Here is a 23,996-nt window from a genome sequence, read left to right as displayed (position 1 = left end):
TTAACCGCAATCGCTGGCTATGTCGACCACAGCTGACTACACTGCCGCTTTTTACTTTATTCACTGTTGCCATGTTGATCAGCACCAAAATTGTGCAGCAGTGAACCCAGCAGTCAGTTCAGCCAAAATTCAGCTGCAGCTGCCTAGTCTGTCCCTAAAGCTTTTATGAAGGATTACTGATGAACTCGAATCATTTGTTGGTTGCAGCATTAACCACCACCCTGACACTTGGTGGTTGTGCCAGCATTGAAAACAACAATACCAACCGGGGTGCTGCTATTGGCGCTGTGGTTGGCGCGGTTGCCGGCAAAGCCACCGGTAATCACAAAAATAAACGTCTGGCGATTGGTGCGGCAATCGGCGCTTTAACTGGCGCTGCCGTGGGCCGTTATATGGATAATCAGGAACAAGCATTGCGGGAGCAACTGTCTGGCACCGGCGTCAAAGTTTATCGAGATGGTGACATTCTGCGGCTGGATATTCCAGCGCAAGTCACTTTTGCGGTAGGTCGCAGTGACATTCGCGCCGACTTATATCCAGTATTAAACGACATTGCCAAAGTGCTGAGTGAATATGAAAAAACCATGCTGGTGATCACCGGTCATACGGACGACACCGGCCCGATGGCGCTGAATATGCAGTTATCGCAAGGCCGTGCCGACAGCGTCAAGCAGTATTTAATTGCGCAGCAGGTTAATCCGATTCGGTTAGAAACCCGCGGCGTTGGCCCTAATTATCCGGCGGTTCCGAACACCAATGAAGCCAACCGTGCGGCCAATCGCCGGGTTGAAATTCATATCGAACCGGTCACGCAATAAACAAATGAATATTTGATTTTAGTCCCCAGGGCAGTTTACTGATGTTTCGTAACTGCCCTTTTTTCTGCGTTATTCCTGCTCCACCAAATCATCTTCCGGCCCTGGCCGATACACCAGCAGATCTCCAGGCTGACAATCCAGATGCCGACAAATTTTTTGCAACGTTGAAAAGCGGATAGCTTTGGCATGGCCGGCTTTGAGCACCGACAGATTTTGCGGCGTAATACCTATGGCCTGCGCCAAATCATTGGCTTTCATTTTGCGTCTGGCCAGCATCACATCAAGTTCCACCACGATCGGCATCAGATCACCAAATCCTGTTCTTGTTGTAACTGCAGGCCATAAGCCATGACCCGGCCCATCGCCCAGACAATTAACCCGACGATGAACAATAACAGCTGATAATCATGCACCGTAATATACCTTGTCTGATCAGTATGTTGCAGCCAATTGACCACTGCCACCAACAGCGGTGGATACAACACCTGCCAAAGTGCCCACACCGTCAACAAGATCCCAATCAGCTGAAAATACTGCACATTTTGGCGGGTGAAGATTTGCATTTGCCGGTACAGCCAAAACAGTCGGAACAACCAGAAATTCAGCAGCAGAAAAAAGCACTGCTCCGGCAGACTCAGCCACAATTCACTGTAGCCGGATTGCTGCAACAGCGGCAGCACCTGCAGGCCGTAATCCGGCGGGTAAATGCCAATCTGCATGTCGCCGCCGCCAAGCGCCAGCTGTTGATTCTGCAGCAACACACCGATTGCCAAACAACAGAGTTGAAACAACAACGCCAGCAGTAACAGGCCACAAATAATTTGACTGAGTCGGACTATTGGCATTATCAGCTTCCTGTCATTGCCCGGGCTAAGAAGGTTTTATATTCTGCCACAGCTTCAGCGGCAGCGAATAAATTTCCATGACCGGCGTCACGGGCAATATAAAGTTGTTTGATTGGACTGGCGGATACGGCGAATAAATCTTCAGACATCACCGGCCGGGTTTCACTATCATCCGCGCCGACACAAATCAGCACCGGCGTCCGGATCCGCGCCAGCACGGCTTTGTTATCCACTTGCTGTAGCTCTTTGGCAATTTCGAAACTTACAAAAGGTCGCATCAACAACGGCACTCTGGCATTCGCCATTTCCGAGACGTTGGTCAGACTGCCTTGTAATACCAACGCTTTGGCCGGACGTTGCCCGGCCACATGCGCAGCAACCACACTACCGAGCGAAAAACCGTGTAGTAATACCGGCTTTTGGCCCAAACTCGCATCGGCCACCACTGCGTCATAAATGGCCACACCATCACTGGCCAGATTCGTGACATCTGGCTTGCCGCCATTGCCGTTGTACCCGCGATAATCCAGCATCAGAATGTTATTTTGGAATTGGCCAAGCGCTTTCACCACCGACAAACTGTCGCGACCACTATCAAATAAATTGCCGCCAAAATAAATCATCGTGAACCGCGCATCCGGATGTCGGATCAGTTTGCCATGTAATACTTCGCCATCGCCGGTCGTCACCTGATACGCATGCAACGTCTGACCTTGTTGCTGCTCAGTCAGCCACTGCTGCGTCACGGGCTGATCCGGCCGGATAAAATGTTGTTGCTGCAGTTTGACGGTACAACCACTCAGAAGTAGCAGACTGAGTACTGCAGCTTTCATCGCTAATAAACTTTTCATCAATAATCCCTGCTGAAGTAAAACCGTACATTAACTCAGCAAAAATTGGCTGTAAAGAGTAATTAATTATTGCTTTTCGATAATTAATGGTCGTTAAACAACTTATTTGAATGTTGTTGTCTGCTGGTCTCTGACCAACCGCAATGGTATGCTGCGCTCAGTCAGCGACAGGCAGATCCTGTCCGGCAATCATAGGAACAACATAGGAATAACGGATGCAATTGTTGCTTTGGGTCACCTTGATTTGGTCGTTCAGCTTTTCACTGATTGGCGAGTTTTTGGCCGGCAAGGTCGACCCTTATGTGGCAGTTGGTAGCCGCATGGCGCTGGCGTTGTTGTTGTTTGCACCCTTGTTGGTGTTCAAACCAACACCGGTGAAACAGGCGTTGGCACTGGCTGGGATTGGAGCTATCCAACTTGGTTTGATGTATCTGCTTTTTTATCACAGCTTTTTATACCTTACCGTGGCTGAAGTGCTGCTTTTTACGATATTAACGCCGGTTTATGTGACCATTTTTGACCAAATCTTGCGCCATCGTCGCATCAGTTTATTGTGGGTTGGACCAGCGGTATTGGCGGTATTAGCTGCGCTGGTGATCCGGTTTGAAGCGCCGACCACTGATTTTTGGCTGGGACTGGCGTTGGTACAAGGTGCAAATTTATGTTTTGCCTTTGGCCAGGTCGCTTACCGTCAATTGCAACTCGGCAGCAGCCTGCAACAAAGCCAAAGTTTTGGCTGGTTTTTTGTAGGAGCCAGCATCATCGCAACGATTGGTTGCGCGTTATTCGCCAATTGGCAAAAGACACCAACGACCACCACCGAGTGGCTGATTTTACTGTGGCTCGGATTGGTCGCATCCGGTTTAGGTTATTGGCTGTGGAACGCAGGTGCCAGACAGGTTAATGCCAATCAATTGGCCGTGATGAACAATGTGCTGATACCCGCCGGTTTATTGGTTAATTTTGTGCTCTGGCAACACGCTGTCGATTGGTGGCAGTTTACTGCCGGGACTGTGTTAATGGTGCTGAGTTTAATCTGGGCGAAACGACTGAGTTAAATGACTGAATTTAATGACAGAGTTGAATGACTAAGTAGCTAGCTTAGGCAAATTGACAACGCTCAGCTTTCGCTAGCAATCACTGCACCGCATACTGACGTTGCATGCTAGTCATTTGTTGCTGTAATCCGGCGATCTCTTGCTGACGTTGTAGTTTCGCCTGCTCAAAATCCTGCTGCATTTTGTGCAGTTTCTGATTCATCATCGCCACGAAATTAGACTTTTCACCGCGGCGTTTGGCCAGATAAATTTCATCTTCGTAGCGTTGAAGTTGTTGTTTTTGCTGTTGTTCCAGCTGCGCCAATTGATATTCCAGATAGCGCGACTTTTTGCGCAACGTTTCCATTTGTTGATCTGGTTTTTTGCTGGTGGTGAGTACAACATTGCCACTGCTGACTTCTTGCGTCAGCGTGGCGTTATCTTCACAAGGGAATTGGCTGAAGGTGACTTTACCGTTGAGTTCACATTGATAAACATTCGCTTGCAACTGCAAACTTGCCAAAGCGATGCCGATGATGATCAAATGCTTCATTAGGAAACCCTCAACTTGGCTGTTAAATGTACAGAAAAGATGAGAATTACGCAAGTTCCAAGCCAAAAATCTAATATAAGGTCAACATCTGTTAGCAATCAATAATTTACGGTAGCTTTCACCTTAACCGACTAGCTGTCGCAGCATAAAATTCGGTAGCGCCAGCGCCGCCTGATGAATTGCCGCATTGTAATATTCGGTATCAAAAGTGGCGTTTTGCACGTCATCATGACGGAACTCGTCAAAATTCTGTCCTTTACGCGCCATAGTGCAGGTCCACCAACCACTTGGGTAAACCATTTGCGGAAAATTCAGTGTTTGTAGTGCAGCAAAACCGGCATCTTTCATCGCCTGACGCATGTCATTTAACAATTGCAGATGAATCAGCGGTGATTCGCTTTGTTGCACTAAAACGCCGCCTGGTTTGAGCGCCGCAAAGCAGCTCTGATAAAAAGCCCGGTTAAACAAACCTTCGCCAGGGCCTATCGGATCGGTGGAATCGACAATCACTACGTCCAGACTGGCTGGCGCAGCTTCACGCATATATTTGATACCGTCATCAAACAGTAAGGTGGCGCGTGGATCCTGGTTACTGGCGCACAGTTCCGGAAAATATTGTTCCGCCATCCGGGTCACTTGTTCATCAATATCAATCTGGGTGACGGATTCTAATGATCGGTGTTTCAACACTTCCCGTAAGGTACCGCAGTCACCGCCACCGATAATCACCACGTTTTTTGGATCCGGGTGGGTAAACAGCACCGGGTGGCTTAACATCTCGTGATACAGGAAATTGTCGCGACTGCTCAGCATAATCACGCCATCAATCACCATCAGCTTGCCAAACTGGGTGGTTTGATAGATTTCGATGTGCTGAAACGGCGATTGAACTTCCGCTAATTTTTCAGTGATTTCCAGGGAAAAAGCACTGCCACTTGGCGCGAAAATCTCAGTAAACCATTGTTGTGGATTGAGTTGTGATTTTTGCTGTAAAGGCGTATGTGAGTTTTGTTCAGACATGTTCAGGTCCTGATGCGCACCAAGGGGGCAATTATTTTGCCAGCTACTAAGCTTTGGGACAAACTTTTCATGTTTTTTTGCTGCTATTGCACTTAAAATAGCAGCCTGATTTTTTAAAGGGCACGACAATGGCAGATTGGGGTATCGACAAAGCAAGATCCATCTATAACGTAGCAGTCTGGAGCGAAGGCTATTTTGACGTCAACGCACAGGGCGACCTCGTTGCTTATCCGGATCAGGATCACAGCAAACCAGGCATCAGTTTTCCAGAGCTGACTGCACGTTTTAAAGAAGAAGGATTAACGCTGCCGGTATTGGTGCGTTTCACCGATATTCTGGAACACCGTGTTGATACGCTGATCACGTCTTTTGCCAAAGCCAAGCAAGAGCGCGAGTATCAGGGCGAATACACTGCGGTTTATCCAATCAAAGTAAACCAGCAATTCTCCGTCGTGAGTAAACTGATTAGCCATCACAGTGGCAAAGTCGGTTTAGAAGCCGGTTCCAAACCTGAGCTGATGGCCATTTTAGGCGTCACCGAAAAACCACTGCGTATCGTCTGTAACGGTTATAAAGACAGTGAATTCTTACGTTTAGCCACTATCGGCCAGATGATGGGCCACAGTGTCTACGTGGTGGTAGAAAAACTATCCGAACTGAAAACCTTATTACGTGAAATCGACAGCCTGGAAGCAGCGCCTTATATCGGTATCCGCATTAAGCTGAACTCAGTCGGTAAAGGCAAATGGCAAAATACCGGCGGCGAAAAAGGCAAGTTTGGTTTAACCGCCACTCAGGTTCTACAAGCCATTGATATTTTAAAAGAAGCTGGCAAATTAGATTTACTGCAACTGGTGCATTTCCATATCGGTTCGCAAATTGCCAATATCCGCGATATTCACAACGCCATCCGCGAATGTGCCCGGCATTATGCTGAACTGCGCACTTTAGGCGTGCCAATCACCACGGTTGACGTGGGTGGTGGTTTAGGTGTCGATTACGAAGGTTCAAACTCCCGTTCTGCCTGTTCGATGAACTACACCATGTACGAATATGCTCGTAACGTGGTTTATGGTTTAAAAGAAGTCTGTGACGAATACGACTTACCACATCCGAACATCATCACTGAATCTGGCCGCGCCATGACTGCGCACCACGCCGTACTGGTGACCGATGCAATCGACGTTGAACGCGCACCTGGCCTGCGTTATTTGCCAGAGCCAAGCGAAGATTCACCACAAGTGGTTTGGGCATTGTGGGATTCGTACCAGAATGTTACCTCGCGCTCAGCGGTTGAGGCTTACCACGATGCGGTGCATTATTTCACCGATGCGCACGCACAGTATGTGCATGGTTTGCTGACGCTTAAAGACTGGTCGTTGCTGGAGCAGATTTACTTTGCCACCATCAACAAAGTGAAAGATAAACTCGATTTATCTTCACGTTCGCACCGTGAAATTCACGACGAACTGAACGAAAAACTGGCCGATAAGTTGTTCGTGAACTTTTCATTGTTCCAGTCGATGCCAGATGCCTGGGGTATTGATCAGTTGTTCCCGGTGATGCCGTTGGAGCGGATGAACGAGTCGCTGGAACATCGTGCCATTATTCAGGATATCACTTGCGATTCAGATGGCGCGCTGAAAAGCTACGCTGACGGTAACGGGATTGAATCCAGTTTGCCGCTGCCAATCTACAAAGAAGACGAGCAGTATTTATTGGGCATGTTTATGGTCGGCGCTTATCAGGAAATCCTGGGCGACTTACATAACCTGTTTGGTGACACCGATTCTGTTCACGTTGAACTGAACAGCGACGGCAGCTACAAACTGACCAACGCCATCAAAGGCGATACCGTGGCCGATGTGCTGCGTTATGTGCAGTTTGATGCTGATAAGTTGTTGCAGTCATATCAGAACCAACTGGCCAAATCGAAGTTCAGCGCCGCGCAACAAGCATCGATGCTGGATGAATTAAAAGCCGGTGTTTATGGTTATACCTATTTCGAAGATTAAGGTAGACTGCACAGGTCAGAGCAGTTCGAACGAACTGTGATCAAAAAGAAAAGAGCAGGCTATCCTGCTCTTTTTGTATCTGGAATAGCCGTAATAGCTACCATGCAAACTATTGATGCAAGTAAAAAGGAGGCCGCGGTCCGATGTTGAATTTTTTACCTAAACCGTTGATTGGCGTTATTTCTTTTTTGCTTTATCTATTAAATACCCTGTTTTGGGCGATACCGATTTTATTGTTGGCGGTACTGAAGCTGCTACCGATCCGACCATGGCGGGTTGGCATCACTTACCTGATTGATCATTGCGCTACTGCCTGGATTGCGCTGAATAATCTGACCAGCCGTCTGTTCAGCAACATTCACTGGGATGTTAAAGGCCTGGAGCAGTTATCAGTGAAAGACTGGTATCTGGTAGTCGCGAACCATCAGTCCTGGGTCGATATTCTGGCGCTGCAAAAAGTGATGCATCGGCAGGTACCGTTTTTGAAATTTTTCCTGAAGAAAGAACTGCTGTATGTGCCGGTGATTGGCTTGTGCTGGTGGGCGCTCGATTTCCCTTTTATGAAGCGCTACAGCGCGGCTTTTCTGAAAAAACACCCACAGCTGAAAGGCCAGGACATTATTACCACCCGTAAAGCCTGCGAAAAATTTCAGTTTAAGCCGGTATCGGTAATGAATTTCCTCGAAGGCACACGCTTTACCCCGGAAAAACATCAACAGCAACAATCGCCGTTTCCGTATTTACTTAAACCCAAAGCCGGCGGCATTTCTTTTGTGCTGAATGCCATGGGCCAACGGTTAGACAAGCTGCTGGATGTGACGATTTATTACCCACAAGGTGCGCCTAGCTTTTGGGACTATATCTCGGGAAAAGTTCGCGAGATTAAAGTCAGAGTGCGGGTATTGCCGATCGATGCAGAGCTGATTGGTGATTACGAAGATCCTCACTATCGCGCCCGTTTTCAGCAATGGGTTAATCAGTTATGGCTGGATAAAAACCAGCAATTACTGGAACTGCAACAAGGAGAGTCGCGCTAAATGTCTGCTGCATCTGCTTTTTCACCACGCGCCTTGTTGGCGCCTGTCGCGTTTGCCTTATTCAGTCTCAATCTGAGCCTGTGGGGAGTTGTGGTCACGCTCTGCGGTGCATTGAAAATTCTGCCGCTGCCGGCATTACAACGCGCTTGTTCGCGCCTGGCACACTGGGCTTATCGCCGGTGGTCCTGGCATAATCGCCAGTTAATTGAGTTGTTTAACCCGGTAGAATGGCAACTGAGTGGCCTGAGCGAGTTAAAACAAGACCGCTGGTACCTGCTGATTTCAAACCACAAAAGCTGGCTGGATATTCCGGTGTTAAGTCAGTTTGCGCTGGCGCGTATTCCGGAGCCGAAGTTTTTCTTAAAAGAAGAACTGAAATGGGTGCCGTTTATTGGCTCGGCGTCCTGGGCGCTCGATATGCCTTTTATGAAACGTTATAGCCAGGCGCAAGTGGCGAAAAACCCGGCGCTGCAAGGCAAAGATATTGAAACCACCAAAAAATCCTGCGAGAAATTCCGCCATCAGCCAACCACTATTATCAATTTTGTCGAAGGCACCCGTTTTACGCCGCAGAAAAAACGCCACAAAAACAGTCCGTTTCAGCATTTGTTGCCAGCCAAAGCCGGTGGTATTGCCTTCACTTTGGCAAGCATGGGCAGTCAATTTGATGCGGTACTGGATGTGACCTTGATCTACCCTGACAACCCAGGCCATGTGGCGCTGGATATGCTGCTCGGCCGCTTAAAACGGGTGGTGATTCAGGTTGAAGTGCTGCCGGTCGACGACAGTATTATCGGTGATTATTTTAACGACCCGGCCTATCGCCAACGTTTTCAGCAGTGGCTGAACCAGCGTTGGGTCACCAAAGATCAGCAAATTGCTGCTTATCTTGGCGCAGCCGAAAGCCCGCTGAGCACCGAACTGGATTGTTCGTCGTCGTTATAAGGGAGCCGCTACAGGCAACTTACGGGCGCTAATCAATAAATTACGAGGGGTCAGTGCTGTGTCGCACAGCTGTTGCAATTGCACCTGATAGCCTTGTTCTGCCAAATACAAAGCCCGGTCCAGTACCAGCCATAATTCCAGCGGTCGACGAAACAGATGTTGCACCAGTTCAATTCGGCGCTGGGTGAGCAGTAATGGCTCAGCCTGTTGCAGATAACAGCTGCCATCATCGTCAAACGGCAATACCAACTGATGCTGCGCTGCAGCCCATTCAGCAAATGGCCGAAACGCGCCACTAAACCAATGTTTTGGCACCGAAGCTAATGGCTGATACTGGGGATCGCCGGTCACTTCTAGACGCCAAAGCTGATAAGCCCGCCGCCACAACATTTCCGTCTGCCGTAAACGCCGTACCCGCTCACCACCTGTCACCTGGCCTTGTACCGCCAGCTTCAGCTCGGTTTTGGTCAACTTCAACAAACTCTGTTGTGCTGGCGCTGACATGGGCTGATAGTCCATCGCCTGCTGCAAATGATAACAACAAGGCAAAATATCCACCTGCTGACTTTGTGCCGCTGCTGCCTGCACCAATAAACTACGGTGCAAATCGCCACAGGCATGTAACGCCACCACTTGTTGCTGCTGTTCAAATAAATCCTTGATCGGATTATTGAGGACATCACGACAAATAAAACGCTGTGTGAGCTGTAATTTCTCAGCAATGATTTCACCTTGCTGACAAAGTTGCTGCTGCCACTCTACCGAACTCACTTTGTGTTGATACTGTTGTGCCAACACCCGTCCTAAATGGCCTTTGCCAGCACACCATTCCAACACCGGCAACTTAGCTTGCGCAGTCGCTTCGGCAAACAGCAAGATTTGCTGCCATTTTCGGCCGCCAATATCGGTTGCCAACCAGAATGGCGGACTGAGCCCTTGCGGCTGAAACATTGCAGGCGGAGCTATTTCGTCAACAAATAGCTCCGGCCAGAGTCCACCGAAGGTTTGTTGTTGCAGCTGGGGTGACTGGTCAATTTGCTCGCAATCGTTCAGCGATAAATTATCCAGCAGTTTCAGTAGCTTGGATTCGGCCCAGGGGATTTGTGCCAGTTGCAGCGGTTGTAATCGCCATAGCGCTTGATTCGCAGTCAATAGCTGATCTAATCTGGCAAAAAATGCAAACAACTCAGACATGGGTTTAGCTTTCATACAAGCTGGCAATGGCGGCATTATATACCTGCCTTCCCGGAAGCTGCAGTATTGTTGCACGCGCCATAGGCGGACTGGCTTGTCCGGGCACGTTATGCCAAACTTTAATTTCAGTCAGACGACAGGACTCAGATATGAACAGTTTAGTACGCATCATGCACGTCGAAGATGACAGCTCGATCCAGGACGTAGTGCGGGTGGCACTGGAAATCGTCGGCGGTTTTCAGGTCAATACCTGCAGTTGTGGCCAGGACGCGCTGGACCAGTTCAGCCAGTTTCAGCCACAGCTGGTGCTGCTGGATGTGATGATGCCCGGCATGGATGGGCCAACCACGCTCAAACAACTGCAACAACGATATGATTTACGGCAAGTACCGGTGGTGTTTATGACCGCTAAAGTGCAGGCCAATGAAATCGAATCCTACAAAGCGCTTGGCGCCCAGGATGTGGTGGTCAAACCCTTTGACCCGATGACGCTGTCGAACCAGATCCGGCAGATCTGGCTCGACAATTTGGCACAGAGTAGTCGCTAGCGCTGCTATTAATCTTCGTCGGCTCGTTTAGCGCTGGTGGAGCTAAACAACTCGTCACTGGCTTTGGCGAATTCGTCGGCACTAACCGGTTTACTCAGATAAAAGCTCATCGGCAATAAGCTGCTGTCAAAACGAGGTGCCATCCGGCGCATATCGTCAAACAACAGGCTTAATCCCATACTTTGCAGACTCAGGATCAAACCTAAACCGGTCGCCAGCATCACTTTTTTCGGCACCGTCAGTTGTAGTGCCAGATAGAAGTTCGCCGTTAGCAATAACACAATCAAGATCAACCTACCGGATTCACGCAGCCAGGCTACGGTTTCTGCGCCATCGAGGCTGAAATTGAGGATGGTCATCAGCAATTGCCACAACGCCATCACCGCAATACCGCAAAAGGTGATCCCCAACTGCGGTAAAAACCGCGCTTCATGTTGATTGAGCTTCGACCACATGGCGAGCGCCGCCGGCCATAAGGTCAAAACCAGCAGCATTAACGGCAAATCAATCAGACTACGCGACCACTGCGCTTGTTGTTTATCCGGCAACACCAGCCACAGACTGAACACTTCTTCCAGCAACACCAACAGCAATAAAGTTGCTATCAGCCCAAGATGTCCCAGTTTCAGCAGCTTCTGTTCAATCCGGTTAAACGGCTGTGCTGGTGCCACCTGATGCTGATCATCATAAATGCGCAGTGCCTGCTCACCCAACCAGCAAATTTGCCCCGAGCGCAGCGCCTGTGCCTGTTGTACTTGTTCACGCGGCTCAATAAAACTGCCGTTCATCGATGACAAATCACGCAACAACCACTGGCCGTTTTCGTCCTGCTGTAAGCTGGCGTGATGTGGGCAAACATGTTTATCGTACAAAATGACGTCGTTATCGTAGGCGCGGCCGAAGGCCACTTGTTGCTGCGCAAACTTATGCCGTTCAATTACTTTGTGTTGTTTATTAAGCACTTCGATAATTACTGCCATAACACGGCCTCGCTGAATTTACGGCTGAAGGCCTGTGCTGTTTGCTGAGTGATGCCGGACAAAGTGAAATGGCTAATCAAACCTTGTTTGTCGTGATCCAGCGAAGCCGATAAATAAAGTGCATCAAATAAACCGGCAAAATTGCGGTACGCCCGGACACAGAACACCGTTTTGGCGTGCTGGCCATTGGGCTGCTGTACCACTTTATGCTGACACTCAAAGGCGGTGACATCTTCTTTGCCTGCCTGATTATCAGGGTTGGCGCTGCTGATATTTTGCTGATAACGGCTGAAAAACTGTAGGGGGTGTAAATCCGGCGCATGCAGCCATTCAAACTGCATTTCAATCCGACCGGTGGTGAACTGCTGTGACAGGAAAATTTCTTCCGACTGACTACAGAAAGCCGCTACTTTTTTCAGCTGATCTTTATTTTTCTCAACATTCGACTCGCCCCAACAACGGATAAAGGGCACCACTTCGTCCGGTACTTTGCCCGGGCCAAAATCTTTCAGTTGCCAATCGGCACTGAGGATCTGTTCGAACATTTTTTGCTGACTGCTCACCAGTTGTTGGTCGATTTGTTGTTTAAAGTCAGCCACTTCGCCATCTTTGATAAAGCGTTGCAATAAAGCTTGCAGCGCGTCGGCCGGCACCAGAAAACCCAACTGATTGCCAGCAGAGGCAACATTCACGCCCACCACTTTGCCGGCAGCATCAACCGTCGGGCCGCCGCTCATCCCGGCATTGACTGCGCCGGTAAAATGGATCCGTGGGTAAAAGCTGTATTTTTGCAGGCCATTGTAGGTACCAGGCACTAGGATCATTCCCAAATCATGCGGGTTGCCCAATGAGTAAATGGTGGCACCTTGCACCGGACGCTCATTTTGAATACTAAAGCGTTGCTCGGGTTGGTAGTCGGTGCTGACCAAAGCCAAGTCATTGATCACATCAACGGCAACCACTTTTAACTGGCCTTTTTTCTGACCAACCGCCAGATATTCCAGCTGATATTTGTCCGGAAATAATACGGCTTCGGACACCACATGGTAATTCGTCACCAGCAGATTGGGCTGCTCCAGCACAAAACCGGTGCCGATGGAGGCTTTGGCCCCTGAAGCTTTTTCCAGCACCCTGACCTGTAACAACGCAGGCTCGTATCGGGCGAACAATTGTTCCGCCGAATCAGCTGCTACCGGATTTGCGCTGCCCAGCAACAACAAACCACACCACCACCACCACAAAGCGCGCATCAATTTTCCTTGTTTTGCACGAACATTCAATCAATACAATAGACTATAGAGTTTCCGCCGATAAGTGCCAGCCAGCGCATCGCCCTTGGGTAATACCGCAAGAATGTCCAGAAACAACTTTTTACTGTCACCGAAGTTTAAATCCTGCTGCAAAATACTAAACAACAGCGCCAGTGCCTCACCGGAACGCTGCACTTGCTGATACTGCACCGCCAATTGCTGCTTCAGTAGTAAATCGTCCGGTGTCGCCGCGAGCTTTGCCTCAAGCGCACGGATTTCCGGACTGTCAGCGGCTTGTTCCGCCAGTTCAATCACTGATTGCACTTGTTGATACAAACTATCCTGATCCGCCAGCAACACCGTGCTTAACAGCGTTTTCGCCTGTTCAATTTGCCCGAGCGTAGCGGCACAAAGCGCCGACAATTTGCAAATATCAACCCGCGCTGGCGCCAGTTGCTGTGCTTGTTTGAGCAAAGGATAAGCTTCTGCCCATTGCTGATTCTCCAACAACGGCTGAATTTGTTGCATTAACAGCTCTTCCGGTGCAGGTAAATACGGCTGTAACAGCTGCCGGATCTGCGCATCACTTTCAGCGCCGGCAAAACCGTCGACCGGTTGACCATTTTGGATAAACATCGTCGTTGGCAGGCTTCTGACGCCAAATTGCATCGCAAGTTCCTGATCCAGGTCACAATTGACCTTCGCCAGCACAAAATGCTGCGGATGATCCTGGCAAATGGTACTTAATGTCTGCAGCAGTTGCTTGCTTGGCTCTGAGCGTTCCGACCAAAACGCAAACACCACCAGCTTATGCTGCGACATATCGAGCAATTCACGCACATTTTCGAAACTGACTTCTACCTGATTAAGCAACTTAACACCTGTGAGTTGGCGAACAGAATGGTTCTTACTATGTGGTCAGCAAGTCGATTTTGCAAGCGCAGGCCGCACCAGTGCTGGTTTTCTCCGCAATTTTGCTGCTTGTGGTGTTTCCGCTAAAAAAGGGTCGACAATAACCTGGATTTTCCCGTAAAGTAACGCCTGACGAGCCTCCAGAATGAACTTCTCCCGATAGAAGTCGCCACTATAATCAGCGCCGTCATGATTCGATTAGTTTGAAAATTTGTTGCCAGTACCCTTAACTGCCAACCTGTCCACGTAGCAAAAAAGAATTTCTTGTTTCGACAAGACCCAACCGGCGCCGCCCGTTTTTTAAACAACAAGTTTTTAAAACAAAAAGCGACGCCGTAATTTTTGCATACGCAAACTATGAGACCTGAGTCATGAGCCAACAAAACCAACCAGAAATGCTGTCTGGCGGTGCCATGCTAGTTCGCGCCCTGCACGATGAGGGCGTGGAATATGTATATGGTTACCCCGGCGGCGCCGTGTTACATATCTATGATGCGCTGTTTCAGCAAAATGATGTGAAGCATGTGCTGGTCCGCCACGAACAAGCAGCAACCCATATGGCGGACGCATATGCCCGTGCCAGCGGCAAAGCTGGCGTCGTGCTCGTCACTTCAGGCCCTGGCGCGACCAATGCCGTCACCGGTATTGCGACTGCTTATATGGATTCAATCCCAATGGTGGTGATCTGCGGTCAGGTGATGAGTCATCTGATTGGCGACGATGCTTTCCAGGAAACCGATATGATGGGCATTTCCCGCCCTATCGTGAAACACAATATGTCGGTGCGTAATCCTGCTGAAATTCCGATGATGGTGAAAAAAGCCTTTTATATCGCGCAAAGCGGCCGCCCGGGCCCGGTGGTGCTGGATATTCCAAAAGACATGACCATCCCGAGCCAGAAATTCCCGTACGATTATCCAAAAGATATCAAACTGCGCTCTTATAACCCGAACGCCAAAGGCCATCCGGGTCAGATTAAAAAAGCGCTGCAAACCTTATTGGCGGCGAAAAAACCGGTGCTTTATTCTGGCGGCGGCGTCATTCTCGGCCGTGCTTCAGACGAGCTGACCGAACTTGCCCGACGACTGAATTTACCGGTCACTAATACGCTGATGGGCTTAGGTGCTTATCCGGCGTCTGATCCGCAGTTTATCGGCATGCTTGGTATGCACGGCAGTTTTGAGGCTAACCAGGTGATGCATAACGCTGATGTGATTTTTGCTGTCGGCGCCCGTTTTGATGACCGGGTCACCAACGCCACCAAAAAATTCTGCCCCAATGCCACCATTATCCATATCGACATTGACCCGGCCAGCATCTCCAAAACCATTAATGCGCATATTCCGATTGTCGGTCTGGTGAAACCAGTGCTGCAGGAAATGCTCAGCCAGTTGGATAAACTGCAAGGCAAAGCCGAAGGTAAGCTGGATCAAGTTGCGCTTGCCAACTGGTGGAACCAGATTAATCAATGGCGTGAAGTGCATGGCGGCCGTTATCAGCAGCGTGCTGAATTGCTGATGCCCCAAGCGGTCATTGAAGCAGTGCACCGTCACACCAAAGGCGATGCTTACGTCACTTCAGACGTTGGCCAGCACCAGATGTTTGCGGCGCAATATTACAAATTTGATAAACCAAACCGTTGGATCAACTCCGGCGGCCTTGGCACCATGGGCTTTGGTCTGCCGGCAGCGATGGGCGTCAAACTGCATTACCCTGACGCTGAAGTGGTTTGCGTTACCGGCGAAGGTTCGATCCAGATGAATATTCAGGAGCTGTCGACCTGTAAACAATATGGCCTGGGGGTGAAAATCATTAACCTCAATAACGGTTATTTGGGCATGGTAAAACAGTGGCAGGATATGAATTATGACTCGCGCTACTCCAGCTCCTATATGGATTCGCTGCCAGACTTTGTCAAACTGGCTGAAGCTTATGGCCATGTCGGTATTCGCGTCACCACACCGGAAGAATTAGAGCCGGCGCTGGAACGTGCTTTTGCCTTAAAAGACCGCTTAGTATTCCTGGATATTCATATTGATCCAAAAGAACACGTTTACCCGATGCAGGTACCTGGCGGCGCAATGAATGAAATGTTTTTAAGCAAAACGGAGCGGACTTAATATGCGGCATATTATCGCAGTCTTGCTGGAAAACGAGTCCGGCGCCCTGGCCCGCGTGGTTGGATTATTCGCCCAGCGTGGTTATAACATCGATTCTTTAACCGTTGCCGCCACTGAAGATCCAACCTTATCACGGTTAACTTTGGTGACGCGCGGTGATGATCAGGTGATAGAGCAAATCACCAAGCAGCTGCACAAGCTGATTGAAGTGGTGAAGTTGGTCGATTTAAGCGACAACGCGCATATCGAACGCGAACTGATGATGGTGAAAGTCAAAGCCAGCGGCGATCAGCGTGAAGAAGTAAAACGCTGCGCCGATATCTTCCGCGCGCAGATTATCGATGTCTCGCCGACCACTTACACTATTCAGGTGGTCGGTACTTCGGACAAGCTGGAAGCTTTTATTCAGGCGCTGTGTAACACGCAAATTCTGGAAGTGGTTCGCACTGGCGTGTCCGGAATTTCACGGGGTGAGCGATCTCTGGCGCTATAGCCAAATCCTAATTGCCGGTTGTCAGATCCCTGAGTTATCTGGCAACCGGTTTTACCAAAACTGCACCGCCTTCCCACTGTCTGAACACGGTCAACTGAACTAAGCTTGAAAATAGTTTTTCAGGAGTTCCGGTATGCTTCGTTTTTGTTGCTGGTTGGCGATATATGGCAGTCTGAATTTGAATAGCGCTTTGGCTTTCGAGCCTGTCGCTGTGGTCGATATTCCCATCGAAAGTACCGTTTACGACGATTACCGCCGTTTTATTGGTTCAGGTTCAGTGTACGATATTCAGAGCTTTGACCACGCAGGTACCCGTCGTGATGTGGTGGATATGGTGCTGGTGCAACAAGCATTACAACTGGGTGGTTATCCACTGCAATTTAACTTTGTTCCATCTGACAGCAGTGCACGTAGCGTGCAGTTATTTGTCCGCGGCGAAGTGTTAATCAGCGTTGATTCGGTGTGGGGCAAGACCGCCCATAGCCTCAAACCGCATGTCTACATAAGTTCAGCGGTGATTGAACGTGGCGATTATGTTGCTGCCATTTTCACTTCACCGAATAATCAAAAAACCAAATCCATCCGCCAGCTCAGCGATTTTAGTGGCTTAACGGCGGTTAGTTCCCGCGCTTTTGCAGAAGATTGGCATTTATTAGAACAATTGCCGTTACGAGAACTGCGGGATGAATATAACTGGTCGTCGATGGCAATGTTGGTGAGTCGGGGCTGGGTCGATTTTATGCTGGCACCATTCCCGCAACACCGGCCTTTTGGTTATCAGGCGCCCGGCATCGAGCTGGTGGCGGTCGAAGGGGTCAAAGTGTTATTAGACGATAGCCGGCATTTTATTGTCGCGAAAAAACATCCGCTGGCTGAGCCGGTTTTTGCGGCTCTGCAACAAGGGCTGGCTATTCTACGTCGACAAGGCAAGCTGACCAGCGCTTATCAGGAATGTGGTTTTTTTAATCCTGAAATAACCCACTGGACTGTGCTGCGACCTGAGTCAGTCAACAGTCCGGTGGCAAAGCCGCAAAATACTTCAGCTGACTTTTAGTGCTGTGGCATCCAACGGCGGGTCTTGCTGATCCGGCTGCTGTGGTTTTGGCATATGCCGGCCATAAACCAGCTGAAACAATGGTGTGGCCATCAACGTCGTCACAATAGCCATCAGTACCATAATCGAGAACAATCCTTGCTGGATCACGCCGTAACTCAGCGCAATATTGATAATAATCAGTTCCATCAGGCCACGCGAGTTCATCAAAGCGCCAACGGCCATCGCAGTACGGTTATCAGCTCCGCCCATTCGAGCGGCGGCCCAGCAGGCAATGCCTTTGGCGAAAATCGATGCCGCTAAAATAACCAGCGCAATCGATAGTACCTGCCACGAGCCCAAAACATCGAGCTGGGTTTTCAGGCCGGAATAAGTAAAGAACATTGGCAGTAGCAAAAACACGGTGATTTTATTCAGCTTAGTGTTGATAAGTTCGGTTAACTTGCCACGTGGCATGGCAATCCCTAACAGGAAACCACCGAACACAGCGTGCAACCCCACCCATTCCATCGAATAAGCTGATGCGGCCCAGAGCACCAACACTAACGCTAGCTGCGGTGCAGTCAGCACGCCACTGGTCTCGACTTTATCCGCTAATGGCTGTAACCAGGCTCGCGCTTTGATCAACATAAACGAGGCGTAAATAGTGCCGCCGATCACCGCTTTAATCGCCAAAATAGTCCCGCCGCCAAAACTCGCCAGCACCACCGCCAGTACTATCCAGGCAGCCGCATCGTCAATCGCACCCGCCGCCAGCGCCAAAGTTCCTAAAGCTGTTCCTGCCAGTTTACGTTCATAAATGATCCGCGCCAGCATTGGAAAGGCGGTAATGGCAATGGCTGCTCCCATAAACAGCGCGGCGTTGGCGTATGAAATATTCGGAGCAAATAAACCTGGTTGATCTAATAACCACAGACATAACAAGGCGCCAACAATAAAAGGCACGATCATGCCCGCCAGCGATACGCCGATGGCGCTGCGTGCTTGTTGCTTAAATAACTGGGTGTTAAATTCGAGACCGACCAGAAACATATATAGACCTACACCAATCTGGGCACCGATATACAAAATCGGCATGGTGTCAGCGACAAAGATACTTTTTTGCAGTTCCGGCATAAACAAGCCGAACAAGGAAGGGCCAAGCACCACGCCGGCGATCATTTCGCCAACCACTCTGGGTTGACCAATAAATTTCGCCAGATAACCGAATAGCTGTGCGGCCACCAGAATAAGCACTAACTGCTGGGTAAAAGCCCAGGCCAGCTCCATATTTGTCATAGATCTGTCTCGCTGTTGATTAATTTTTAGAAGCGACAAAGTAAGGCAGTGGCAACTTTGTTTGATTCACCTGAAGAGGCTCAGGCGCGACCAGCTTTTACCGGTTCGTAGAATTATCATTCCACCTTATCTGCAGTAGAGGCGGCTGGCAAGTGCAATTTAAGTAAGCGGTTACATTGCTCGGTGAACCGCATTGATGACCTCTCTATTGACCGATCTTTCCAATCACCGCAATCAGGGCGTTACCAGACGATTCTGCAGCAATTAACGGCCAATAAACCACCAGATCACAAATAATAAGGCAAAACCAAACAGATAAGTCAGCCCCAGCCACGACCACCATTGCATGGCTTTACTGATGCCATGAGCGGTGCCTTTGTATTGCTGCATCAGACTGAAATTCAACCAGGCAAACACCGGCGTGGTCACAAACGCCAGACTCATGGCGAAGGTCAACATTGGCCCTAACGCCGATTTAAAAAACAGGATCACGGCAAAACCAGCGGCGGCTTGTGCCATCAACCAATAACTGTAACTGCGCTGGTTAGCATTTTTTTGCACCCCGAGCAATGTCATCGATTCGTTTAAGGTACGGGCATATCCATCCAACACTGTGATGGTTGTCCCAAACATACATAAAAATGCCACGCCGGCCACCAGCAAGGTCGACCAATCGCCAATAGTGCTGGCATACATACCGACAAACTGTTCGGTATAAGCTGCACCTGCCAGTTCGATTGGCTGGCCTGAACCAAATTGCACCAGCGCTCCCAGAGCCAGAAACACCAAGGCTAACACTGTGGTACTCCAGTAACCGAGGTTTAAATCAAACAAACCATTGGCTTTGCTGATGCTCCCTTGTTGCTGCTTTTGCTGTAACCATAACGAGTTAATCGCCGACACCTCAATCGGCGCTGGCATCCAGCCCATTAAGGCCACCAGAAAACCCAAAGCCGCTAAAGTCCAGGGCGATGGGCCTACGTAATCAACCGGCGCTGCCGGGCCGTTTTGCCAGGCAATAAAGGCCGCAACCAAAGTGGTGATGGTCAGCAGCACCATGATCCACTTCGATACCTGATCCAGCAATTTGTACTGGCCTGCCAGCAAAATAGCTAAACAAACCGCCAGTAATAACAAACAAAGCACCGGCAACGATAATGACCAGGGCAAAAAGTATTTCAGTAAACTGGCGGTCAACAGCAAGACACCGGCAGTATTCACCACCGCCGCAATCAGATTTAACAGCACAAAACCGCGCAGATACCAACGCCCTTTGCGCTGATAGCCAACCAACAGGTTTTCGCCATGATTGAGCGTGTACTCCACTGCGAAGCGGAAAAACGGGTACTTCAGTACGTTGACCAGCAAAATCAGCCAGGCCAGTTGCCAGCCAAACAAGGCGCCGGCCTGAGTTGAAGCGACAATATGAGAACCGCCAATGGCAGCAGTTGCCAGTAGAATGCCTGGCCCTAAAGCCGCCAGTTTGGCGCGAAGGCCGGTTGAGGATAAATCGGAATGTGACATAGGTTTATAGTTGTGGTTGTGAATGCCTGGTGCTCACTCTAGCCGATCCCTTCAGCAGCGGGCTACTGGCCTTTGGCATTTTTATCGAGAGTTGCAGATTCAGCTGCAAAACTGACAGTTATTATCGACCAAACCAGTTTTAGAACCTATTCAGGAACTAGGCAAGGTCTGCCAATTCTGGCATGCTGCAACTTTTCTGCCGGAGCCTAGAAATGTCTGCACCTGAACAGGATTTGATCGACCAGAGTTTGTTATTTGAAGTGATTGAAAATCAGCTGGCCGATGGTGAACCCGCGTTCGTCAAAGCAACCTTGTTACGACTTTGTATGACCGGTCATAGCCGCGAAGATGCGCTGGAACTAATGGCGTGCGCCCTCGCCCCAGAAATGGTGGCGGTCATTGAACAGGAACAAAAGTTTAATCTGGCGCGTTATCAGCAGCATTTGGAATTACTGCCACAAACACCGTGGCTCGGCGAAGAATAAACTCAAAATCATTGAAGATGCGAAATGGCCACATTGGAACCGCGGCAAGTGAGCGAGACTGGAACGCGCGACCAACAACCCCGCGTCTTCAAGGGTGAAAAGTATAAGCTGACGCTGCTAACTACCATGATGCAAATCGTGGTCACTTCTATCGTTGTAGCAGGACACACCTTGTGATATTTCGCGTACTTTGCAGTTGTTTTTTTCTGTTGATGTTAGCTGCCTGTCAAAACCGGCCTGCAACCTCAACTACTGATAATTTGTACCTGCAACAACTGGCAGCTTTGCCTGAAGCAGCAAAGTTACCGCCTTATGCCAAGCTGTATCAGAGTTATTTGCAAAGCCCGAAAGTCCTCGAAACATCCGCCGCCTGGTTGAGTTTTCAACAGTTGTTGGCCGCAGATCCGGAAAATTGCCAGCAGTTGCCATGGCAACAGCAACTACCGACACAGTTCTGGAATCTTACTTTTTACCAACAATTTCAGCAGTGTTTTACCGCACATCCGGCGTCAGCAGAAATCAAACGCTTTCGCGAGTATCAGCAATATGTCACCAACGGTATCCTGCAAAGCGGCAATGGCAAAGCGAACTACAGTGCCTATCAGCTGAACAGTTATTTCGACGCGCATGAAATAGTCCGGTTACTGGAAGTGCAAACCGTCGATTTTTACACTGAACTTTCATCTGACAATAATGCATTGCACTACGTATTTCAGGTCTACGACCCGACTCAACAAAAATTCCGTACCTTGTACTTTGAAAATCAGCGTTATTTGCATGCAATTGATCAAATCCCCTTCCCTTTTATGGGGTTAGTCGATGGTTGGAAAGAATTGTTGCTGACCAAAAATACCCGTTCCAATCACATTTTGTTGTTACCACGCGCCGCCGAAGCCTTGGCCGGCAATAGGATGGAAGAGGCTGTATCCTTGTATCAACAGGCAATTGCCGGTGGTTCGCTGCAGGCAAAAGTAAAATTCGCCGAGATGTGTTATCGCACCATTAGTCAGCATGTGCTGCCAAAAAAAGAATGTGAACATCAGTTATTGCAAGCGGCAGACAGCGATTACGTACCGGCACTGCACTTATTGCACTTTTTGCATCACAACGGGCAATTCGGGAAAGCTGATCCAGCCAAAGTCGCTGAAATCAGAAAATATATCGCAGCGATGACCGAGCCAGGCCAGGCTGAACTGCAACTGTCCCGATATTACTACAATCAAAGTTATCAAAATGCAGATGCCATGCAGGGTGATTATTGGTTACAGCAGTCTGCTGCAGCCGGTTTTGCTGATGCCAGCGCTTTTTGGGCGTTATCGGCCCATGAAAAAGAAAAACTTACCGAAAAAGAACTCAATCAACAACTGCAAAAGCTGGCTGATCAGGGCGGCTCGGCAGCAGCATACCTCTATGCCTCACAAATGATGCAGCAGGACATAACGCCACTGCAGGCAATGGAAGTCGAACGATATTTATTACAGTCGGTACAAAATTATCACCCCGAAGCCTTTTACTTGCTGGCTTACGGCTATGAAGATGGTCTGTTCGGCGCTGAAAAAACCGGATTGGCACTGGCAAATTTCCGGCGTGCTGCCGAACGGTTTTATCCAAGGGCGATGTTACGAATGGGGGCAATTCATCAAGAAGGAACCCTGCTTCCCAAAGACTTACAACGGGCTCATCGTTGGTATTTACTCTGCAGCAAACAAGGAAACAGCAGTTGTGCTTTTAACGCCGGTGTGATGCTGGATGATGGCGATGGCGTACCGAAAAACCATGAAAATGCCTTTCGTTTTTTCAGTTATGCCGCCGAACGTGGTTATGCACCGGCAATCAACCGACTGGCATTGTTATATTTATTTGGCAAAGGCGTCGCAGCTGATCCCGCCAAAGCCATCGCGTTGTTTACAGAAGCCGCCGCCAAAGGCAGCACCAGCGCCAACTATTACCTGGGTTTATTGTATTTTGAAGGTAAAATGGTGCCGCAGGATTACCCAAAAGCCAAAGGCTATTTTGAAAAAGCCCGGCAGCATCCAAACGCCCAACGTTTTCTGGAGCAATGGCCCGAATTAACAGCCCCAACCAGTAACACGCAGCCAGGACAAAGTACGGAACATCATCAATAGCGTGAGTTTTTACAACCATCTGTATGAGTTTAGTGACTATTTGTAATGATGCTGGCGCAGGTCTATCAGCCTGGTTTAAGCTGCCGGATATCAAATTTTCAGGATCCGGTAAACCTATGAAGTCGATTTTCCGCAGTTTAGTAGTCACCAGTTTGTTGTCGTTCACCGCCTTGTCTGCCAATGCCACCGTGGTACTGGTTAAAACCAGCCTGGGTAATTTTGAAGTCAATCTTTATGACCAGACTACACCGGCGAATGTGGCTAACTTTTTAAGTTACGTCAACAACGGTAGTTATCAGAACACTATTTTCCACCGCACCGAAAAAGGCTTTGTCGCTCAGGCTGGTGGTTTTCGTTTCAGCGGTAATAACGCGGCGCCTTTTACCGCAGTAGCCACTCAAGCCGCGGTTAAAAACGAACCCAAATGGTCTAATGTGCGTGGCACCATTGCCATGGCAAAAGTCTCAGGAAATGCCAATAGCGCCACCAATCAATGGTTTATCAACCTTGCTGATAACAGCAGTAATCTCGATTTACAAAACAGCGGTTTCACTGTCTTCGGTCAGGTTACCGGAACCGGCATGGAAGTCGTCGATGCCATCGCCGCGCTGCCGAACCAATTATCAACCATCGCTAATTTTACCAGTCTGCCTTTGCGTAATTACTCGGCGGCCGATGCGCAAGCCAAGGTGCCGGTAACTGCAGCCCATCTGGTGGTGATTGAAAGTATTACCGTCATCAACAACGATGTGAACAGCGCTGCCAGCTTACAACCGAAGCCAAACACACTGATCACGGCACCAGTCGCCAATAACGATTCATCCTCAGGCGGCAGCTTGGGTGTGCTGAGTTTACTGGCTGGTTTGTTGTTATGGACTGGCCGTCGCGCCCAACGTAAAAACAAGATTTAG

Annotated in this window: 23 protein-coding genes; 12 read left to right on the top strand and 11 right to left on the bottom strand. The window is 49.2% G+C overall.

Annotation, left to right across the window (positions count from 1 at the left end; genetic code table 11):
• Positions 1-179: 179 nt before the first annotated feature.
• On the top strand, positions 180-818 hold the full coding sequence (locus A5320_RS00300) for an OmpA family protein (protein WP_068059448.1): 639 nt from the start codon (positions 180-182) through the stop codon (positions 816-818).
• Between the two features lie 69 nt (positions 819-887).
• Here A5320_RS00300 and A5320_RS00295 read toward each other — a convergent pair whose 3' ends face one another.
• From A5320_RS00295 to A5320_RS00285, 3 genes are read right to left on the bottom strand one after another with little or no spacing between them, the layout of a single operon-like run.
• Positions 888-1,121, bottom strand: a complete 234-nt coding sequence (locus A5320_RS00295; RefSeq protein WP_068059445.1) for a helix-turn-helix domain-containing protein — start codon at positions 1,119-1,121, stop codon at positions 888-890.
• The gene (locus A5320_RS00290; RefSeq protein WP_068059442.1) at positions 1,121-1,663 is read right to left on the bottom strand and encodes a DUF2975 domain-containing protein; all 543 of its coding nucleotides are present in this window, start codon (positions 1,661-1,663) and stop codon (positions 1,121-1,123) included. The genes A5320_RS00295 and A5320_RS00290 overlap by 1 nt, the downstream gene beginning before the upstream one ends.
• Before the next feature lie 2 nt (positions 1,664-1,665).
• On the bottom strand, positions 1,666-2,514 hold the full coding sequence (locus A5320_RS00285) for an alpha/beta hydrolase (RefSeq protein WP_068059439.1): 849 nt from the start codon (positions 2,512-2,514) through the stop codon (positions 1,666-1,668).
• Between the two features lie 215 nt (positions 2,515-2,729).
• Here A5320_RS00285 and A5320_RS00280 point away from each other — a divergent pair, with 215 nt between their 5' ends.
• Complete coding sequence (locus A5320_RS00280; protein WP_068059436.1) at positions 2,730-3,572, top strand: EamA family transporter; 843 nt, start codon at positions 2,730-2,732, stop codon at positions 3,570-3,572.
• A 79-nt stretch (positions 3,573-3,651) separates the two neighbouring features.
• Here the strand turns inward: A5320_RS00280 and A5320_RS00275 are convergent, their stop codons facing one another.
• Positions 3,652-4,104, bottom strand: coding sequence for a DUF4124 domain-containing protein (locus tag A5320_RS00275; protein WP_068059433.1), 453 nt, complete (start codon positions 4,102-4,104; stop codon positions 3,652-3,654).
• A gap of 123 nt (positions 4,105-4,227) precedes the next feature.
• Positions 4,228-5,124, bottom strand: a complete 897-nt coding sequence (speE, locus tag A5320_RS00270; RefSeq protein ID WP_068059430.1) for a polyamine aminopropyltransferase — start codon at positions 5,122-5,124, stop codon at positions 4,228-4,230.
• Positions 5,125-5,252: 128 nt separating this feature from the next.
• On the opposite strand from speE, the gene speA reads away from it, so the two are divergent.
• The 3 genes from speA (at position 5,253) to A5320_RS00255 (ending at position 9,121) form a co-directional block, all read left to right on the top strand.
• Entirely contained in the window at positions 5,253-7,139 is a 1,887-nt protein-coding gene (gene speA, locus A5320_RS00265) for a biosynthetic arginine decarboxylase (protein WP_068059427.1), read from the top strand.
• A 143-nt stretch (positions 7,140-7,282) separates the two neighbouring features.
• The gene (locus A5320_RS00260; RefSeq protein ID WP_068059424.1) at positions 7,283-8,176 is read left to right on the top strand and encodes an acyltransferase; all 894 of its coding nucleotides are present in this window, start codon (positions 7,283-7,285) and stop codon (positions 8,174-8,176) included.
• Positions 8,177-9,121, top strand: coding sequence for an acyltransferase (locus A5320_RS00255; protein ID WP_068059421.1), 945 nt, complete (start codon positions 8,177-8,179; stop codon positions 9,119-9,121). It abuts the gene before it with no gap.
• Here A5320_RS00255 and A5320_RS00250 read toward each other — a convergent pair.
• Positions 9,116-10,315, bottom strand: coding sequence for a methyltransferase (locus A5320_RS00250; RefSeq protein WP_157605549.1), 1,200 nt, complete (start codon positions 10,313-10,315; stop codon positions 9,116-9,118). The two genes, A5320_RS00255 and A5320_RS00250, sit on opposite strands and share 6 nt — an antisense overlap.
• 149 nt (positions 10,316-10,464) lie before the next feature.
• Between A5320_RS00250 and A5320_RS00245 the strand changes: the two genes are divergently transcribed.
• Complete coding sequence (locus A5320_RS00245) at positions 10,465-10,863, top strand: response regulator (protein ID WP_068059418.1); 399 nt, start codon at positions 10,465-10,467, stop codon at positions 10,861-10,863.
• An 8-nt stretch (positions 10,864-10,871) separates the two neighbouring features.
• Here A5320_RS00245 and A5320_RS00240 read toward each other — a convergent pair whose 3' ends face one another.
• The 3 genes from A5320_RS00240 to A5320_RS00230 are packed head-to-tail and all read right to left on the bottom strand — an operon-like array spanning position 10,872 to position 13,966.
• A complete protein-coding gene (locus A5320_RS00240) occupies positions 10,872-11,843 on the bottom strand; it encodes an FHA domain-containing protein (RefSeq protein WP_068059415.1) in 972 nt (323 codons plus the stop codon).
• Entirely contained in the window at positions 11,834-13,093 is a 1,260-nt protein-coding gene (locus tag A5320_RS00235; protein WP_068059411.1) for a S1C family serine protease, read from the bottom strand. The genes A5320_RS00240 and A5320_RS00235 overlap by 10 nt, the downstream gene beginning before the upstream one ends.
• Positions 13,094-13,123: 30 nt before the next feature.
• The gene (locus A5320_RS00230) at positions 13,124-13,966 is read right to left on the bottom strand and encodes a tetratricopeptide repeat protein (RefSeq protein ID WP_068059408.1); all 843 of its coding nucleotides are present in this window, start codon (positions 13,964-13,966) and stop codon (positions 13,124-13,126) included.
• 410 nt (positions 13,967-14,376) lie between these two features.
• Here A5320_RS00230 and A5320_RS00225 point away from each other — a divergent pair, with 410 nt between their 5' ends.
• The 3 genes from A5320_RS00225 (at position 14,377) to A5320_RS00215 (ending at position 17,672) form a co-directional block, all read left to right on the top strand.
• The gene (locus A5320_RS00225) at positions 14,377-16,125 is read left to right on the top strand and encodes an acetolactate synthase 3 large subunit (RefSeq protein WP_068059405.1); all 1,749 of its coding nucleotides are present in this window, start codon (positions 14,377-14,379) and stop codon (positions 16,123-16,125) included.
• Between the two features lies 1 nt (position 16,126).
• A complete protein-coding gene (gene ilvN / locus A5320_RS00220; RefSeq protein ID WP_068059403.1) occupies positions 16,127-16,618 on the top strand; it encodes an acetolactate synthase small subunit in 492 nt (163 codons plus the stop codon).
• A gap of 133 nt (positions 16,619-16,751) precedes the next feature.
• Positions 16,752-17,672 carry a hypothetical protein gene (locus tag A5320_RS00215; RefSeq protein WP_068059399.1) on the top strand — a complete coding sequence of 307 codons (921 nt, stop codon included), beginning with the start codon at positions 16,752-16,754 and terminating at the stop codon, positions 17,670-17,672.
• Here A5320_RS00215 and A5320_RS00210 read toward each other — a convergent pair.
• On the bottom strand, positions 17,658-18,950 hold the full coding sequence (locus tag A5320_RS00210; RefSeq protein WP_068059395.1) for a cation:proton antiporter: 1,293 nt from the start codon (positions 18,948-18,950) through the stop codon (positions 17,658-17,660). The two genes, A5320_RS00215 and A5320_RS00210, sit on opposite strands and share 15 nt — an antisense overlap.
• 264 nt (positions 18,951-19,214) lie before the next feature.
• Positions 19,215-20,474 (bottom strand): NRAMP family divalent metal transporter, encoded by a 1,260-nt coding sequence (locus A5320_RS00205; RefSeq protein WP_068059391.1) that lies wholly within the window; start codon positions 20,472-20,474, stop codon positions 19,215-19,217.
• Positions 20,475-20,686: 212 nt separating this feature from the next.
• On the opposite strand from A5320_RS00205, the gene A5320_RS00200 reads away from it, so the two are divergent.
• The 3 genes from A5320_RS00200 to A5320_RS00190 all read left to right on the top strand — a co-directional run bounded on the left by A5320_RS00200 (position 20,687) and on the right by A5320_RS00190 (position 23,996).
• The gene (locus A5320_RS00200) at positions 20,687-20,959 is read left to right on the top strand and encodes a hypothetical protein (protein WP_068059388.1); all 273 of its coding nucleotides are present in this window, start codon (positions 20,687-20,689) and stop codon (positions 20,957-20,959) included.
• A gap of 212 nt (positions 20,960-21,171) precedes the next feature.
• Positions 21,172-23,085: a tetratricopeptide repeat protein gene (locus A5320_RS00195; RefSeq protein WP_157605547.1), complete on the top strand. Its 1,914-nt coding sequence runs from the start codon at positions 21,172-21,174 to the stop codon at positions 23,083-23,085.
• 116 nt (positions 23,086-23,201) lie between these two features.
• Positions 23,202-23,996: a peptidylprolyl isomerase gene (locus tag A5320_RS00190; RefSeq protein ID WP_068059561.1), complete on the top strand. Its 795-nt coding sequence runs from the start codon at positions 23,202-23,204 to the stop codon at positions 23,994-23,996.

This window comes from Rheinheimera sp. SA_1 (genome assembly GCF_001669775.1).
Taxonomy (GTDB): domain Bacteria; phylum Pseudomonadota; class Gammaproteobacteria; order Enterobacterales; family Alteromonadaceae; genus Pararheinheimera.
This window is presented reverse-complemented; position numbering and strand designations above follow the sequence as displayed.